The organism is Rhodocaloribacter litoris (assembly GCF_011682235.2).
In the GTDB taxonomy this organism is placed as follows: domain Bacteria; phylum Bacteroidota; class Rhodothermia; order Rhodothermales; family ISCAR-4553; genus Rhodocaloribacter; species Rhodocaloribacter litoris.
The window spans coordinates 431,876-446,560 of record NZ_CP076718.1 but is presented as its reverse complement, the minus strand read 5'-3'; the positions used below and the strand labels follow the sequence as shown (position 1 = coordinate 446,560).

Sequence of the window (14,685 nt, the reverse complement as noted above, 5' to 3'; positions counted from 1 at the left end):
GGCTGCCGGCGGTCAGAGGCACTGCGTGCGCCCGCCGTCGACGGGCAGGTTGATGCCGTTAATATACGCCGCCGCCGGCGAAGCCAGGAAGGCCACGGCCCAGGCGATCTCCTCGGGACGGGCGAAGCGGCGGGCGGGGATGGCCTGCCGCAGGGCCTCGGCCACTTCCTCCGGCGACTGGCCGGACTGCTCGGCCTTCGCGGCGATCAGCGCCTGGAGGCGGCCCGTCTCGGTGGCGCCGGGCAGCACGTTGTTCACCGTGATGCCGAAAGGTCCCAGCTCGCCCGCCAGCGTCTTGGCCCAGCTCGCCACGGCTCCCCGTACGGTGTTCGAGACGCCCAGCCCCGGGATGGGCTGCCGGACGGAGGTCGACACGATGTTGATGATGCGACCATAGCGGGCGGCTTTCATCGAGGGGATCACCGCCTGCACCAGCACCTGGTTGCACAGCACGTGCATGGCGAAGGCACGGTTGAGGGCCTCCAGGCTGGCTTCGATCAGCGGCCCGCCGGGGGGACCGCCGGTGTTGTTGACCAGGATGTGCACGGGCGGGTCGCCGGCCGCGTAGGCGCGCAGCGCCCAGGCCAGCTCGCCCGGCTTCTCGAAGTCGGCGGGCACCAGGTCGTGTTCCTGGCCGTTTCCGGCCGGCAAGGCCTGCATCACCTCGGCCAGCCGGCGCTCGTTGCGGGCAACCAGGGTCACGCTGGCACCCAGGCGGGCCAGTGTCTCGGCACAGGCCCGGCCGATGCCCTGTGTGCTCCCGCACACCATCGCCCGCCTGCCGTGAAGGGAGAGGTCCATCGCCTGTGTCCTGTCGGTTTTCGGCGCAAGATAAGAAACAGAGGACGAGGATCCCGAACCGGATGCCTGAACCGGCGGTATCGGGGGTGAAAGCGTCGCAACCTCGGTTTTGATCAACGCGTATCGGCCCCGTCGCCCACCCGATCAAACGAGTCGAACCATGCCCGAAGAACTCTTCGTCATCGTTGTCCTGTCGATCGTCTCCATGACGGTTCTCTCGATCGTCAAAATGGTTCTCCGGTATCGCCGGGAGCGGGAGCAGCTCCGGCGAGGTGCTTCGGAGGGGGTTCCCCTGAGCGAACTGGAGGCGGTCGTGCGCAGGGCGGTTGCCGGGGCGATCGCGCCCCTGGCCGAGCGGATCGAGCAGCTGGAGCCGGTCCGGCGCCTGCCGCCTGCCGGCGTGGAGGGGGAGGTCTCCGGAGCGGACGTGCCGGAGGGGCCGCACGAGGCGCCGGTCCGCCCCGTCCGGTGACGGGCGTGCTCAGCGGGGCGGCTCCACCTCGCGCCGCCAGACCTCGAAGGCCAGCCACCAGTCCACCGCACCGGCCAGGTGCTCCTTGCCGGCATAGTAGCTTTCCACCAGCACCTGGAGCTTTCGGGCGTCGTATGCGGGGAAGTGGCGTGATGCTTCGAGGGCGGCCTCGAGGGCGAAGGGGCGCATCACGTCGAGGAAGGCGCGGCGGACCGGGTCGCCGGGGCCGGGACGCAGCCGGGCGCGGGCACGCGTCCACAGGATCGCCGGCACCGTGGGGAGGGAGAAGGGGTAGGGTTGATCTCCCTTGACGAGGGGATACCGGGTGAGGGCCGGCGCAGCGTCCCGGATGAGGCGGCGAAAGAGACGCCCGTTCTTCCGGAGGCGCAGCGGGATCTGGAAGACGGCCCGGAGCAGCGAGGGCTGGGCGAAGGGCATGTAGCCGGGCAGAAGGGCGTCGAGCCGGTTTTGTTCGAAGCCGAAGAAGTTGGGGAGGCGGGTGCGCACGCCGAGCAGGTCCAGGAAGGCTTCCGGGCCCAGCGTTTCCGCGGGGGGCAGGGTGTGCCAGGTGGCGGCGAGTTGCCGCAGGGCGCCGGCCTCCATCTGCGCGATGGCCTCGGGGGTGAAGACGTCGGCCCGCTCGACGCGGAGGAAGCGGAGGATCGTCTCGCCGGGGGTACGGTGCCGGAGGGCCGGGCGCCCGCGGCGGAGCAGCCGGTTGAAGAACTGTCGCCGGGCGACTTCGCCGAAGCCGCCGTCGATCAGGAAGGCTTCGTCGCGGGCGAGGCGGGCATAGTACCGCCCCCCGAGGGCGGTCGAGGCCGGCGAGATGACGTGGGTCAGCGCCGCGTGCTCGCGGAGCAGGGTGAGGCACGTCTCGGCGTCGGGCACCGGTTCGCAGAGGTGCCGGTGGGGCAGGCCGGCGGCGGCGGCCAGGCGCCGGGCGACCCGGACGTCGGGGTGATCCGGCGGGCCGAAGGTGTGGGCCTGCCAGGTGCCAGGGGGCAACAGGGCCAGGAGCAGGCGCGAGTCGAGGCCGCCGGAGAGGCCCAGGCTGGTGGTTCGCCCGGCGGGCAGGTGCGGGCGAAGGAGGGCCTGCAGGGTGCGGCGGAAAGCGTCCGGGTCGCCGGGCGTCTCGAGAGGCGTCCAGGGCTTCGCGCTGAGGGTGAACCGGTCGGGGGTGCAGCGGGCGTGCCCGCCGGGGCCGAGGCGGGTCAGCCCCCGGATCGGGCTCAGCGGGGCCAGCAGGTTGAACGTGAGCCAGTGGGCGCCGAAGGTTTCGAGATCGACGGTGCCGCCGGCGAGCCGGGCCAGGTCGATGGGCCGGGTGCCGAAGGCGACGCCGTCGGGGAGGGTGGTCAGGTAGAGGGTACGCACGCCCAGCGGGTCGGCAAACAGCTCGGCGTGCCCTTCGGTCCACCGTGCGGCGACGAAGTGCCCGTCGAGGGTGTCGAGGGGCGGAGCCGGGAAGGCAAGCAGCCGCCGCCAGTCGGCCGCGTCGAGGAGCGTCGTCGCGTCCGTCCCTACGCGCAGGCCGAGCCCGCAGACGGCCCACCCGCCGTTGCCGTGGCGCCCGTGCCGGGTGGTGGCCGCCGGCCCGCCGACGGCCACATAGTACGACGCGCCCCTGTAGACCGTCCCCTTCGGATGAAACGCGGCGAGCCCCTCCCGACGGGAACGGGAGAGGCTCGCACCGATGAAGCCGAAGATCCAGCTCATGTTCGGGGGACGGGTGCGCCCCGTCCGGGGCGGCTCAGGCGTCCTGTTGCCGGTCCTGGGCGGTCAGGTAGGCCTGGGCGGCGGCCAGGCGGGCAATCGGCACACGGAACGGCGAGCACGAGACGTAGTCCATGCCCACCTCGTAGCAGAAGTGGACCGACTCGGGGTCGCCGCCGTGCTCCCCGCAGATCCCCACCTTGAGCAGCGGCCGCGTGGACCGCCCGCGCTCGACCCCGATCCGGATGAGTTGCCCCACCCCCGTCTGGTCGATGCTCTGGAACGGATCGTCCTTCAGGATCTTTTGCTCGACGTAGTAGGGCAGGAAGCGCCCGGCGTCGTCGCGGCTGTAGCCGAAGGTGAGCTGCGTCAGGTCGTTCGTGCCGAAGGAGAAGAAATCGGCCTCCCGGGCGATCTCGTCGGCCGTCAGTGCGGCGCGGGGGATTTCGATCATCGTGCCGATCTGGTAGTCGATGCGCCGGCCTTTCTCCTCGAAGACCTTTTCGGCGGTTCGCTGGATGACGGCTTTCTGATGGATCAACTCCTCGACCGTGCCCACGAGCGGCACCATGATCTCGGGCAGCACCGTGACGCCTTCCTCGTCCAGCTCGACGGCGGCCTCCAGGATGGCGCGGGCCTGCATCTCGGTGATCTCGGGATAGGTGATGCCCAGGCGGCAGCCGCGGTGGCCGAGCATGGGGTTGAACTCGGAGAGCGCCTCCACCTTGGCCTTGACCTCGGCCAGCGAGAGGCCCAGCGCCTCGGCCATCTCCATCTGCCCCTGCTTGTCATGGGGGAGGAACTCGTGCAGCGGCGGGTCGAGCAGGCGGATCGTCACCGGCAGGCCGTCCATGGCCCGGAAGATGCCGAGGAAGTCCTCCTTCTGGTAGGGGAGCAGCTCGGCCAGCGCGGCCCGGCGCTCCTTCTCATTCGAGGCCATGATCATCTTCCGCATCGAGAGGATGCGGTCGCCCTCGAAGAACATGTGCTCGGTGCGGCAGAGGCCGATGCCCTGGGCGCCGAACTCGCGGGCCTTGGCGGCGTCGGCGGGGGTGTCGGCGTTCGTGCGCACCTTCATCACGCGGAACTCGTCCACCCACGACATGAACGTGGCGAAGTCGCCGCTGAGCTCGGGCGCGACGAGCGCCTGTTTGCCCAGGATGACCTCGCCGGTGGAGCCGTTGATCGAGATCCAGTCGCCTTCGTGGACCGTGACCTGGCCGTTGGTGAACGATTTGTTTTTGTAGTTGATGACGATGTCGCCGCAGCCGGCCACGCAGGGTTTGCCCCAGCCGCGGGCCACGACGGCGGCGTGGCTGGTCATGCCGCCGCGCGAGGTGAGGATGCCTTTTGCGGCGTCCATGCCGCCGACGTCCTCGGGGCTCGTCTCGATGCGGACGAGGATGACGTCCTCGCCCCGGTCGCGGGCGGCCTCGGCGTCTTCGGCTGAGAAGACCACCTTGCCGACGGCGGCACCGGGCGAGGCCGGCAGCCCTTTGGCGATGACCTTGTCCTTATACCCCGCTTCGTCCTTGAAGCGCGGGTGCAGGAGCTGGTCGATGTGGCGGGGCTCGACGAGGTCGCGGACGGCGGTGCGCTTGTCCACCAGCCCTTCACGTACCATGTCCACGGCGATCTTGACGGCAGCCGTGCCGGTGCGCTTGCCGTTGCGGGTCTGCAGGATGAAGAGCCGGCCGGTCTGCACCGTGAACTCGATGTCCTGCATGTTCTTGTAGTGCTTCTCCAGCAGGCTGGTCGTCTCGACGAGCTCGCGGTAGGCCTGCGGCAGCAGCTCGGCCATCTTGTCGATGGGCTCGGGCGTGCGGATGCCGGCGACGACGTCCTCGCCCTGGGCGTTGACCAGGAACTCGCCGTAGAGCTTGTGCTCGCCGGTGGAAGGGTTGCGCGTGAAGCAGACGCCCGTGCCGCTGTCCTCGCCCATGTTGCCGAAGACCATCGCCTGCACGTTCACGGCCGTGCCGAGCAGCCCCGTGATCTTGTTGATCTGCCGGTATTTGATGGCCCGGTCGCTGTTCCAGGACTTGAAGACGGCGTTGATGGCCAGCGCGAGCTGTTCGCGCGGGTCGTCCGGGAACATGAGGCCCTTGTGCTTGCGGTAGACGGCCTTGTAGCGGTCGACGAGCTCTTTCAGGTGCTCGGCCGTCAGGTCCACGTCGTTTTTGGCCCCGACCTCCTGCTTGAGGCCTTCGAGGGCCTCCTCGAAGTAGTGGTGGTCGACGCCGGAGACCACGTCGCCGAACATGTCGATGAAGCGGCGGTAGGCGTCGTAGGCGAAGCGCTCGTTGTTCGTCCGGCGGGCCAGTCCTTCGACGGCGGCGTCGTTGAGGCCCAGGTTGAGGACCGTGTCCATCATGCCGGGCATCGAGATGGCCGCCCCGCTGCGGACCGAGACGAGGAGGGGGTTGTCCGGGTCGCCGAAGCGGGCGCCCATCGCCTCTTCGATGTGCCGGATGCCTTCCTCCACCTGTTCGGCCAGCCCTTCGGGCCACTGCTCGCCCAGGTCGTAGTAGGTCTTGCAGGCTTCCGTGCTGATGGTGAAGCCCGGCGGCACCGGCAGCCCGATGGCGCTCATCTCGGCCAGGTTCGCGCCCTTGCCGCCCAGGAGCGCCTTCATCGACTTGTCCCCCTCGGCCGTGCCGTTGCCGAAGACGTACGTATATTTCTTGACCGGGGTTGCCACCTCGGTCGTCTTACCGGCAGTCTCCATGTTCGTCGTGCCCTGTGTTTGAGTGAAACGGAAAGGCCGTTCGCAACGCGCTAAACTCCGGGAAGATACATGTTGTGGTGGGCTGGTTGTGTGATGCTACGGTCAAAAAAGGTGGTGGGGGGCGGGGAGTTCCGGACCGGAAGCGCTTTTTGTTGGGGACGCCGGGCCGGGAGCCGGGCCCGGGGGCCTGCAGGCCCCCGGAACGTTCTGCAGGGCCTGGCGTGAGAGTGCGCCCGTAGCGATTTTTTCCGCGGGGTCCCGGCTGCCGGGACGGACCCCTGTCACCCTCGTTTCCGATCCTGGTCCGTCCCGAAACAGGGGTTGCGCACAGGGACGCGGCACGCGTCCTTTTCAACGCCGCCGGGGCCCTTGCGTCGCCCGCCTGCCGGCAGGCATCATGGATTCAAGGTATACGCACATGAAACGACTGGTCGTCGTCGAATCGCCCACGAAGGCCCGTACCATCCGCCGCTTTCTGCCCGGCAACGAGTTCGAGGTGGAAGCCAGCATGGGGCACGTCCGGGACCTGCCCGCCTCGGCCGCCGAGATCCCGGAGCGTTTCAAGCAGGCGCCCTGGGCCCGGCTCGGGGTGGATGTGGCCCATGATTTTCAGCCCCTCTATGTCATTCCACCCGACAAGAAGAAGGTCGTCCGCCAGTTGAAGGAAGCGCTGAAAGAGGCGGACGAGCTCTACATCGCCACGGACGAGGACCGGGAGGGGGAGTCCATCGGCTGGCACCTGCTCGAGGTGCTCAAACCGCGCGTGCCCGTCCGCCGGATGGTTTTTCATGAGATCACCCGCGAGGCCATCCTGGAGGCGCTCGAAAAGACGCGGGACATGGACCAGCACCTGGTCGATGCCCAGGAGACGCGCCGCATCCTGGACCGGCTCTTCGGCTACACGCTTTCGCCGCTGCTCTGGAAGAAGATCGCCCCGCGCCTCTCGGCCGGGCGGGTGCAGAGCGTGGCCGTGCGCCTGCTGGTCCATCGCGAGAAGGAGCGCATCGCCTTCGTGCCGGCCTCGTACTGGACACTGAAGGCGCTCCTGGAGCAGGCGGGCGAGGCGTTCGAGGCCCAGCTGACGCACGTGCGCGGCCTGCGCATTGCCACGGGGCGCGACTTTGACGACCACACCGGCCGGCTGAAGGACGGGCTCGTGCCGGGACGCGACCTCGTGCTGCTGGAGGAGGCCGAAGCCCGTCGCCTGGCCGGGCGGCTGCCGTCGGGGCCCTGGCGCGTCACGAACGTCAACGCCCGCACCGAGACACGTTCGCCCTACCCCCCCTTCATCACCTCGACACTCCAGCAGGAGGCCAGCCGCAAGCTCGGCTTCTCGGCACGGAAGACGATGCAGGTGGCGCAGCACCTCTACGAGCAGGGCTACATCACCTACATGCGCACCGACTCGACGAACCTCTCACAGGAAGCCGTCGAGGCCGCCCGGCGGGCCGTCGCCGGGCGCTACGGCGAGGAATACCTGAGCCCGGCGCCCCGGCAGTTCACGGGCAAGGTGCGCAATGCCCAGGAGGCCCATGAGGCCATCCGCCCCGCCGGGCGCGAGATGAAGACCGCCGAAGAGCTGGGCCTGACCGGTCCGGAGGGCGCCCTCTACGACCTGATCTGGAAGCGTACCGTCGCCACCCAGATGGCGGACGCCCGGCTGCGCCTGGTCACGGTCACGCTCGAGGCGGGCGAAGGGGAGGAGCGCGCCACGTTCCGCGCTTCGGGCAAGACCATCCTGTTCCCCGGCTTCTTCCGCGCCTACGTCGAGGGCAGCGACGACCCGGAAGCCGCCCTCGAAGACCGTGAGCAGCCGCTGCCCGACCTGCGCGAGGGCGACCGGCCCGCCTGCCGGCGCGTCGAACCCCTGGGGCGCGAAACGAAGCCGCCGGCCCGCTATACCGAGGCCACCCTCATCAAGACCCTCGAGAAGGAAGGCATCGGGCGTCCCAGCACCTATGCCACCATCATCGACACCATCGTGGAGCGGGGCTACGTGCGCCGGCAGGGCAACCAGCTCGTGCCCACCTTCACCGCCTTCGCCACGAACAACCTGCTCGAGACCCAGTTCGCCCGCCTCGTCGACGTCGGCTTCACGGCGCGCATGGAACAGGCCCTCGACGACATCGCCTCGGGCCAGCGCCGGCCCGTCCCCTACCTGCGCCAGTTCTATTCGGGGGAGGACGGCCTCGAAAAGCGTGTGGAGAAGGGGCTCGACACCATCGACGCCCGGCAGGTGGCCACCATCCACTTCCCGCAATGGGGACCCTACAAGGTACGCGTCGGGCGCTACGGGCCGTACGTCGAGTACGAGGACGGCGACGAGCGGGTCACCGCCTCGCTTCCGGACGACCTCGTGCCCGGCGACGTGACCGAGGAAACCCTCGCCGAGCTCATCCGGAAAGCCAGCAGCCAGGACGACGGGCTCCTGGGCCTCCATCCCGAAACGCGACGCCCCGTCTTCCTCAAGGAAGGACCCTACGGGCCCTACGTGCAGCTCGGTGAGAACGACGAGCCCGGCGGGCCGAAGCGCGTCTCGCTGCCGAAAGGACTGGCCCCGGAGGAAGTGACCCTTGCCGTGGCCGTCGAGTTGCTCCGGTTACCCCGTACCCTGGGTGCCCATCCCGAGACCGGCCAGCCGGTCGTGGCCAACATCGGCCGGTACGGGCCCTACGTGCAGCACGGCAAGACGTTCGCCTCCCTCACGGGCGACGACGACGTCCTCACCGTCGACCTGGACCGGGCGCTCGAACTCATCGCCCGGAAGGAAGCGAAGAACAAGCCGCTGCGTGAGCTGGGGCCGCACCCGGAAACGGGCGAGCCGGTGACGGTCTGGAACGGCCGGTACGGGCCCTATGTGAAACACCAGCGCCTGAACGCTTCCCTTCCGGACGGTCTCGATCCCGAGGCGCTGACGATGGAGGAAGCCCTCCGGCTCCTCGAAGAACGGGCTGCCTCGAAGGGGAAAGGGAAAAAGCGCCGGAGCCGCCGGGCCTGACGCGTCTCCCGTGCGCGCCGCCCGGTCTTCAACGCCCCACGTCCTTTTCGCCCAGGTGGAGCGAGTACAGGATGTTGAGGTAGCTCTCGTACCGTTCCGGCGTGATCTCGTCGCGTGCGACGGCCTCCTTGACCGCACAGCCCGGCTCGTGATCGTGCGTGCAGTCGGGGAAGTGGCACGCGGGCAGAAAAGGCCGGAACTCGACGAAGTAGTGCCCGAGCTCGGCGGGTTCGAGGTCCACCAGCCCGAACTCCCGGAGGCCCGGCGTGTCCACGACGAAGCCGCCGGAGGAGAGCGGGTAGAGGGCGGCATAGGTGGTCGTGTGGCGCCCTTTCTTCGTTTTCCGGCTCACCTCGCCGATGCGGAGGTTGAGACCGGGTTCCACGGCATTGAGGAGAGAGGACTTGCCCACGCCGGAGGGACCGGCCACGACGCTGACCCGCCCCCGGAGGGCGGCGGCAAACGCGTCGAGGCCTTCGCCCGTCTTCACGCTCGTCATCAGGACCGGATAGCCCAGCCCGGCATACAGGTCGCGCAGGAAAAACACCGCGTCCCGGTCGGCCGGCTTCATCAGGTCGAGCTTGTTGAAAACGATCCCGGCGGGCAACTCGTCCCGTTCGGCCATCACCAGGAAGCGGTCGATGAAGCCCGGGTTGATCTTCGGCAGGCGGATCGACTGGACGACCCACGCCGCGTCGATGTTGGCGGCGAGGACGTGTACCAGGCCGACGCGGCGGCCGGCGGCCCGGCGCTTGAGCTCGTTACGCCGGGGGTGGATCTCGGTGATGAGCCCGGTCCCGTCCTCGTTGAGGCGGATCGTCACCCGGTCGCCGACGACGACGGGGCTCGTGGTCTCGCTCTCTTCGAGCCGAAACCGGCCGCGGACCTTCGACGGAATGACCTGCTCGCCCGCCTGCACGTCGTACCAGCTGCCCGTGGCGCGGATGACGAGCCCTTCGAGGAAGGTCGCCGCGGTGTCGGCAGGGGATCCGGGAGGCGGAGCCAGGGGGTCGGACATGGGCGATGGGGACGGTACGACGGGCGCCGGAGCGGACCCGGGGATGAAACCTGGTCTCTCCGGTCTCGTCTACAGTCTACGGCAAATCGACCGTACATCCAAAGCAGCCCCGGGCGCCGCAGGCCCGAAACGACATGACGGAGAGAGAGCAGACGCAGCAGGACGCCTACCGCCAGGCCCGCGCGGCCTTCGACGAGTTGAAGCTGGAGGACCGGGCCCTGTTTCTCATCGAGGCCGCCGCCGCCACGATCGGTCGCGGGCTGGAACAGGCCGGGCTGGCCCTCGCCGGCCTGCTCGACGCGCTGTGCCAGACCGGCAGCCGCGAGGCGGGCGAGGCCGAAACGCCCGGCCAGACGGCGCGCCGGCGGGCCTCCCGGACGACGGCGAAGGGGAAGAAAACCTCCGGAGAGGACGATCGGGCAAACTGACGGCGGCGGGCATGGCGGATTCCGACGACAGGCTGATCGAGTTTGAACGCCTCAACGCGCTGGGCAAGGCCGTCTGGCTGGGGGGCTTTGCCGTCCGGTTGCTGGGCAATGCCGTCGAGGCCGTCCTGGACCGGGCGGCGGACGTCGTGGTGGAGGCGGAGCGTGCCTTCCGGCAGGGGCTCGACCCGGACATCGAGGAGGCCAAGATTCTGGAAGAGTATCGGGAGGAGCGGCCGCGCCGGTGAGACCTTTGCCGCCGGCAGCGCCTGAAGACGGAAAAGGGCCGTCTCCACCGGGAAGACGGCCCTTGCTGGTCTGCTCGATTCGGCGTCAGCCTTCCGCGGGGGTTTCCACGATCCGGGCGCCGTTGGTGGTTTCTTCAACCGGCCGGGGCGCGTCCTCGGGGACGGCGAAGAAGGCCTGCGGGTCTTTGACCGGGTTCGGTTCGAGGACGTGTTCGAGCACCTCCTCGACGCGGTTCACGTAGACGATCTGCAGGCCTTCGAGGGCCTCGGGCTTGATCTCGGCCACGTCCTTCCGGTTCTTTTCGGGGAGGAGGACCGTTTCGATGCCGGCCCGTTTGGCAGCCAGCACCTTCTCCTTGATGCCGCCGACGGGCAGCACCATCCCGCGCAGCGTGATCTCGCCCGTCATGGCGACGGTGTGCCGGACGCGCCGCTGGGTGTAGATGGAGACCAGCGCCGAGAGCAGGGCTACCCCGGCGGAGGGGCCGTCTTTCGGCACGGCTCCGGCCGGCACGTGCACGTGCAGGTCCCACTGCCGGAAGGCTTCGAGCGGGATGCCCAGCTCGGTGGCATGCGCCTTCACCCACGAGAGGGCCGCCTGCGCCGACTCTTTCATCACGTCGCCGAGCTGGCCGGTCAGGATCATCTTGCCGCTGCCGCGCGAGACGGACGCCTCGATGAAGAGGATGTCGCCGCCGGTGGGGGTCCAGGCCAGGCCGGTGGCCACGCCCGGCACCTCGGTGCGCTGGGCGACCTCGGAGAAGTACTTGCGGGCCCGCAGGTAGGTCTCCACGTCGTCCCGGTCCACGACGGCCTCGGTGATCTCCTCCAGCGCGATCCGTTTGGCCACGCCGCGGGCGATGGCGCCCAGGTTGCGCTCGAGCTGGCGCACGCCGGACTCGCGCGTGTAGCCCTCGATGATCAGGCGGATGGCCTCGTCGGTGACCCGGAGCTGCTCCGGTTTCAGGCCGTGCCGCTCGATCTGGCGGGGCAACAGGTGCCGTTTGGCGATCTCGAGCTTCTCCTCCGGCGTGTAGCCGGTGATCTCGATCATCTCCATGCGGTCCCGCAACGGGGCGGGGATCATCTCGATGTAGTTCGCCGTGGCGATGAAGAGCACCTTCGACAGGTCATAGTCGAGCTCGAGGTAGTGGTCGTTGAAGGCATAGTTCTGCTCGGGGTCGAGCACTTCGAGCAGGGCACTGGAGGGGTCCCCCCGGAAGTCGGCGCCGAGCTTGTCGACCTCGTCGAGCATCATGACCGGGTTGATGGTGCCGGCCTTCTTCATGCCCTGGATGATCCGGCCGGGGAGGGCTCCGACGTACGTCCGGCGATGGCCCCGGATCTCGGCTTCGTCCCGCACGCCGCCCAGGCTCATGCGGACGAACCGGCGGCCCAGAGCCCGGGCGATGCTCTTGCCCAGGCTGGTCTTCCCGACGCCGGGCGGGCCGTAGAAGCACAGGATGGGGGCCTTCATGTCCCCCTTGAGCTTGAGGACCGCCAGGTATTCGAGGATCCGGTCCTTGACCCGTTCGAGGCCGTAATGGTCCTCGTCCAGGATCTCCCGGGCCCGCTTCAGGTCCAGGTGATCCTCCGAGTGTTCTTTCCAGGGCAGGTCGAGGATCCAGTCGATGTAGTTGCGCGTGACGGCGTAGTCCGGCGAAGCCGGGTTCGAGCGCGAGAGCTTCTCGAGCTCCTTCTCCAGGGTTTTGCGGACGTGCTCGGGGAGGTCCTTTTCCTCGGCTCGCCGGCGCAGTTCGGCGATCTCGGCCGCGGTGGCGTCGGTCTCCCCGAGTTCCTCCTGGATGGCTTTCATCTGCTGGCGCAGCAGGTACTCACGCTGCTGCTGGTCGACGTCGCTCCGGACGCGCGAGCGGATCTCTTCGGAGAGCTGGAGCACCTGCAACTCGTGGGTCAGGAAGCCCATCACCAGGTCCGCCCGCTCCAGGATCGAGACGGTCTCGAGCAGCTTCTGCTTTTCCTCGACGTCGATCTGGAGGTTCGAGGCGATGAAGTGGATCAGGAACGTCGGGGACTCGATGTTCTGGATCGCATAGGCCGCCTCGCTGGGCAGGTTGGGCGAAAGGTTGACGATCTGGATGGCGAGTTCCTTGATCGAGCGGATCCGCGCATGCAGCTCGATCGGATCGACGTCTTCGTCTTCGGGAATGGGCGAGACGCGGGCCTTGAAGTAGGGCTCCTGCTGCACGTACTCATCCACCCGGAAGCGTCGCTTGCCCTGAATCACGATGGACTTGGTGCCGTCGGGCATCTTGATGAGTTTCAGGATGGTGGCGACGGTTCCGACGGTGTAGAGGTCTTGCGGGGAGGGGTTTTCGACGTCGCTGCTGATCTGGGCCACGACGCCGATCTGCCGGTCGCTGTTGAAGGCGTCCCGGACCAGTTTGAGCGAGGCGTCCCGTCCCACCGTGATGGGCAGCACCACGCCGGGGAAGAGCACGGTGTTGCGCAACGTCAGGATCGGCAGCACCTCCGGAAGCTCGGACGTGCTCATGGCCTTTTCCTCGTCCGGTGTGGGCAACGGGATGCTCTGCTCTGAGTCTTCGTCGTCTATAAGCCAGAAGGTGATCGGATCCATCATAACAGGCTGTATTTTCGGCAGTTTGTGGGCGCCGGTCTGCCGGTGCCCGGTGTGCCTTCGTGTATGCAAAGGAGGGTCTGGATTGGCCTGAGAGGGGGTTCAAAAACCAGGCCAAAGCCCGGGTGCTGCCAAAGTGGCGGGCGTCGTGCAGGACCGGCAGCCGGCCGGAGGAGGATGTCAGGACGCGAGCAGGGCCTGGATGAGGGAGTTCAGCTGGTCGATGCGGAAGGGTTTGGCATGGACGGCGCTGACGCTCTCGTCGGCTTCGCCGGCGTCGGTGTCGCCGGTCAGGAGCAGGACGGGGAGGTCGGGGAAGCGGCGGCGCAGGGCCCGGGCGAGCTGGCGGCCGTTCATCTCGGGCATGCCCTGGTCCGTGATGACCAGGTCGAAGGGTTCCCGTTCGGCCAGGGCCAGGGCCTCGGAGCCCGAGCCGGCAACCCGGGCCTCGTGCCCTTTCAGGGCCAGCAGCTTCGCGAGGACGGTGCGGACGCCCGGCTCGTCGTCGACGATCAGGATGCGCGCGCGTCGTTGTGGAGGTGGAGGTTCGCCGGAAGGTGGGGGGAGGACCTTCATGTGGGCCGGCGGGAAGGTGAGGATGAAGACCGTCCCCTGCCCGAGCCGGGATTGCACCTCGATCGAGCCGTCGTGCTCCTGCACGATGCCGTAGCAGACGGCCAGGCCCATCCCGGTGCCGCGCTGGCCCTTCGTGGTGAAGAGGGGTTCGAAGATGCGGGCCTGGATCCGCTCGGGGATGCCGGTGCCGGTGTCGGCCAGGTGGACCACGACGCCCCGCTCGGGCTCGTGCCGCGTCCGGATGGTGATGTGCCCGCCCTGCGGCATGGCCTGCACGGCGTTGAGGATGAGGTTGACGAAGACGTCGCGCAGTTCGGCGGCCAGCCCCATGATGGGGGGCACCGGGTCGAGGTCGAGTTCGAGGTCGATGGCGATGCCCTGGAGCCGGGGTTCGTTGTACCAGTACGGTTTGGTCAGCATCGCCACGTCCCGGATCAGGGTCGGCAGGTCGACCGGCTCGAAGGTCGCCTCTTTCTCCTGGCGGATGTACTGCTGGATCTTGCGCACCAGCGCCGCCCCGTCGAGCGCGGCCTGCTCGACGGGGTGCAGGTGCTCGTCCATCAGGTAGGCGGGGGCCTCGCCCGGCCAGGCCGACTTGAGCAGCTCCAGGTGGCCCAGGATGCTGCTCAGGAGGTTGTTGAAGTCGTGGGCGATGCCCATCGTCATGCGGCCGAGCGTTTCCATCCGGTGCCGGAGGGTCTGGCTGGCCATCCACGAACCGGGCGCGGTGAGCATTTCGCCCGTGACCATGACGGCCTGAACCGACCGGGCCATGGCGGCCCAGTCCCGGAAGACCGGGAGGAAGTGGAGCAGGGCCGGCAGGGGCTCCTCCCGTGCCGGCGTGTGGACGAAGAAAAGCTGGTTGGTCACCAGCAGGCCCCCGGCGGCCTCCCCGACGTACCGGGTGGCCAGGTCCCCGTCTTCCTGCGAGAGCCGTTCCCACGGCGGGTTTGTGTCGCCGAAGGTATTGATCCAGGCTTCGTTGCGGTACAGCAGGGTCCCCTGCGGGCTGAAGGTGGCCACGAGGAGTTCGGGTTCAACGGGCGGTAAGGCTTCGTCCGGCATCTGGAGGAACGAGATCGCGGGCAGGGGGGCCGGAACTGG

10 protein-coding genes are annotated in these 14,685 nt (G+C 68.6%); 4 read left to right on the top strand and 6 right to left on the bottom strand.

The window, feature by feature from the left end:
• Window positions 1-12: 12 nt before the first annotated feature.
• A complete protein-coding gene (locus GQ464_RS01795) occupies window positions 13-801 on the bottom strand; it encodes an SDR family oxidoreductase (RefSeq protein WP_166976637.1) in 789 nt (262 codons plus the stop codon).
• Between the two features lie 160 nt (window positions 802-961).
• Between GQ464_RS01795 and GQ464_RS01790 the strand changes: the two genes are divergently transcribed.
• Window positions 962-1,273: a hypothetical protein gene (locus tag GQ464_RS01790; protein WP_166976636.1), complete on the top strand. Its 312-nt coding sequence runs from the start codon at window positions 962-964 to the stop codon at window positions 1,271-1,273.
• 9 nt (window positions 1,274-1,282) lie between these two features.
• Here GQ464_RS01790 and GQ464_RS01785 read toward each other — a convergent pair whose 3' ends face one another.
• Together GQ464_RS01785 and ppdK are read right to left on the bottom strand one after the other, a co-directional pair.
• Window positions 1,283-2,992, bottom strand: a complete 1,710-nt coding sequence (locus GQ464_RS01785) for an asparagine synthase-related protein (RefSeq protein WP_166976635.1) — start codon at window positions 2,990-2,992, stop codon at window positions 1,283-1,285.
• Between the two features lie 34 nt (window positions 2,993-3,026).
• A complete protein-coding gene (gene ppdK, locus GQ464_RS01780) occupies window positions 3,027-5,717 on the bottom strand; it encodes a pyruvate, phosphate dikinase (protein WP_166976634.1) in 2,691 nt (896 codons plus the stop codon).
• Window positions 5,718-6,135: 418 nt separating this feature from the next.
• Here ppdK and topA point away from each other — a divergent pair, with 418 nt between their 5' ends.
• On the top strand, window positions 6,136-8,715 hold the full coding sequence (gene topA / locus GQ464_RS01775) for a type I DNA topoisomerase (RefSeq protein WP_166976633.1): 2,580 nt from the start codon (window positions 6,136-6,138) through the stop codon (window positions 8,713-8,715).
• A 28-nt stretch (window positions 8,716-8,743) separates the two neighbouring features.
• Here the strand turns inward: topA and rsgA are convergent, their stop codons facing one another.
• The gene (rsgA, locus tag GQ464_RS01770; RefSeq protein WP_166976632.1) at window positions 8,744-9,733 is read right to left on the bottom strand and encodes a ribosome small subunit-dependent GTPase A; all 990 of its coding nucleotides are present in this window, start codon (window positions 9,731-9,733) and stop codon (window positions 8,744-8,746) included.
• 134 nt (window positions 9,734-9,867) lie between these two features.
• Between rsgA and GQ464_RS01765 the strand changes: the two genes are divergently transcribed.
• Both GQ464_RS01765 and GQ464_RS01760 read left to right on the top strand, forming a co-directional pair.
• Window positions 9,868-10,161 (top strand): hypothetical protein, encoded by a 294-nt coding sequence (locus GQ464_RS01765; RefSeq protein WP_166976631.1) that lies wholly within the window; start codon window positions 9,868-9,870, stop codon window positions 10,159-10,161.
• An 11-nt stretch (window positions 10,162-10,172) separates the two neighbouring features.
• Window positions 10,173-10,406, top strand: a complete 234-nt coding sequence (locus GQ464_RS01760; RefSeq protein ID WP_166976630.1) for a hypothetical protein — start codon at window positions 10,173-10,175, stop codon at window positions 10,404-10,406.
• 85 nt (window positions 10,407-10,491) lie between these two features.
• Here the strand turns inward: GQ464_RS01760 and lon are convergent, their stop codons facing one another.
• Both lon and GQ464_RS01750 read right to left on the bottom strand, forming a co-directional pair.
• Complete coding sequence (gene lon / locus GQ464_RS01755; protein ID WP_166976629.1) at window positions 10,492-13,008, bottom strand: endopeptidase La; 2,517 nt, start codon at window positions 13,006-13,008, stop codon at window positions 10,492-10,494.
• A gap of 177 nt (window positions 13,009-13,185) precedes the next feature.
• A complete protein-coding gene (locus GQ464_RS01750) occupies window positions 13,186-14,646 on the bottom strand; it encodes a hybrid sensor histidine kinase/response regulator (RefSeq protein WP_166976628.1) in 1,461 nt (486 codons plus the stop codon).
• Window positions 14,647-14,685: the final 39 nt, after the last annotated feature.

Coding starts and splice junctions, on each gene's coding strand:
- GQ464_RS01795 (WP_166976637.1), bottom strand. CDS start 801: ATGGACCTCTCCCTTCACGGCAGGCGGGCGATGGTGTGCGGGAGCACA.
- GQ464_RS01790 (WP_166976636.1), top strand. CDS start 962: ATGCCCGAAGAACTCTTCGTCATCGTTGTCCTGTCGATCGTCTCCATG.
- GQ464_RS01785 (WP_166976635.1), bottom strand. CDS start 2,992: ATGAGCTGGATCTTCGGCTTCATCGGTGCGAGCCTCTCCCGTTCCCGT.
- ppdK (WP_166976634.1), bottom strand. CDS start 5,717: ATGGAGACTGCCGGTAAGACGACCGAGGTGGCAACCCCGGTCAAGAAA.
- topA (WP_166976633.1), top strand. CDS start 6,136: ATGAAACGACTGGTCGTCGTCGAATCGCCCACGAAGGCCCGTACCATC.
- rsgA (WP_166976632.1), bottom strand. CDS start 9,733: ATGTCCGACCCCCTGGCTCCGCCTCCCGGATCCCCTGCCGACACCGCG.
- GQ464_RS01765 (WP_166976631.1), top strand. CDS start 9,868: ATGACGGAGAGAGAGCAGACGCAGCAGGACGCCTACCGCCAGGCCCGC.
- GQ464_RS01760 (WP_166976630.1), top strand. CDS start 10,173: ATGGCGGATTCCGACGACAGGCTGATCGAGTTTGAACGCCTCAACGCG.
- lon (WP_166976629.1), bottom strand. CDS start 13,008: ATGATGGATCCGATCACCTTCTGGCTTATAGACGACGAAGACTCAGAG.
- GQ464_RS01750 (WP_166976628.1), bottom strand. CDS start 14,646: ATGCCGGACGAAGCCTTACCGCCCGTTGAACCCGAACTCCTCGTGGCC.